Origin of the sequence: Tahibacter caeni (genome assembly GCF_024609805.1) — a bacterium.
GTDB classification, from domain to species: Bacteria; Pseudomonadota; Gammaproteobacteria; order Xanthomonadales; family Rhodanobacteraceae; genus Tahibacter; species Tahibacter caeni.
The window spans coordinates 1-1,492 of record NZ_JANFVR010000605.1 but is presented as its reverse complement, the minus strand read 5'-3'; the positions used below and the strand labels follow the sequence as shown (position 1 = coordinate 1,492).

Genomic DNA, 1,492 nt, shown 5'->3' with positions numbered 1-1,492 from the left:
CGCCGAAGCGGCGTCGGCTGCGGCCGATGCCGTCGTCCACCTCGCCGCGCGCCGCGCGGCGGCGAAACACCGCGCGGCCGCGAATGCCGATGCGTTCGAGGCCGCGCCGGCCGCCGAATCGGCGCAGGTTTCGCCGCAGCGCGTGCTCGTGGCGTTCCCGCGCCGCGTGGTCTGACTTCCGAGTGCGCAGGCGGTCCGATCGCCGCACACGCGTGCGGCGGCGTCGTTGAACGATCCGGCAAGAATTCAACCGTAATCCCGCCTTGGAATTCTCCTTTCGCCCGGCCTTCCGGCCGGGGCGAGAGGGGAGAAAGCCCCGCTACGGCTCCGCGCCGACCGTGAAACGGCCTATCTCGATCTCGACGTTCGTGTCGTCGAGGCGGCGCGTGACGGCCTCGCGCCTGCTGGCGCCGGTCGCGAAGCGGGTCAGGAACTCCAGCTGCAGGGTTACCGGGCCGAGCACCTTCTGCGCGTGGTTGGAGAAGTAGTGCGTCTTGACCACGTAGGTGCCCGGCAGCGGCCGCCGTATCGTGAACACTTCGGGCCCGTAGCCGCCGGTGAAGTCGCGGCTCAGGTAGCCGCCGCTCGTCGTGCGCGCATTGCGATAGATCGCGACCTCGCCGAGCGGATCGACGACCCAGAGGTCGATGTCGACGTTGTCGGCGTCCCAGCCGAGCACGACGCGCAGGTCCACGGGCAGCGGCCGCAGCAGTTCCGCGTCGATGCCGAGCTCCGCGGCCAGCGCGTCGAGCGCGGGGCGCTGTGCGGCCGGCGCGCGCATGAGCACGTCGCCGAGCTCGTGCAGCGCGATGGTCTCGATCTCCGGGAAGCGTGAATCCCATTGTCGGTCGACGATTTCCCAGAGCAGGCGCGCGGCGCGGACCGCATCGGGATTTTCGCGGCGCGACAGCGCCAGGGCCAGATCGCGGCGGCTCTGCGGCTCCTCGCCGCGCAGCAGCAGCGCCTGTTCGAACAGCGGCACGGCGAGGTCGAAGCGGTTCCACTGCTGCAGGCGGTAGGCGAGCACGCGCAGCAGCGGCGCGCTCTCGAAATCGATCTCGGCCAGATTCGACAGCACGCGCAGCGCGAGGCGCGCGTCCCTGGTCTCGTTGCGGAAATAGTCGGCGCAGTCGAGGAAGAACGACGGCGTCAGCGCCTGCGTGCGGCGTTCCTGCAGATAGGCCGCATACGGATCCGGCGCTGCGCGCAGCCGCGCGATGTACGGCGTGTCCGGATCCCATTCCTTCAGCGCGATCGTCAGTTTGGCGTTGCCGCCGCTGCTTGCCACGTCATCGCCGACGGCGATCCTGGCCCTGGCCGCGGGCGCGTCACTGAAACGCATGGCAGCCTCGGCCGCCGGCGCCGGCACTGCCATCGGCGCCGCTTCTTCGACGATGACCTTGGCGGCCGGCGGCGAGGCGAGCATGCGCTGGCGCGTTCCGGCGATGCGCGCCGGCCGCGGCGGCGGCCGCTCCCCGCGCGGCGGCGCGGT

General features: G+C 71.4%; 1 protein-coding gene. It reads right to left on the bottom strand.

Translation table 11 applies throughout. From position 1 onward, the window contains the following. Positions 1-319: 319 nt before the first annotated feature. Positions 320-1,492: DUF2135 domain-containing protein (locus NON22_RS24225; protein ID WP_257389545.1), on the bottom strand; the 1,173-nt coding region annotated here is incomplete at its 5' end.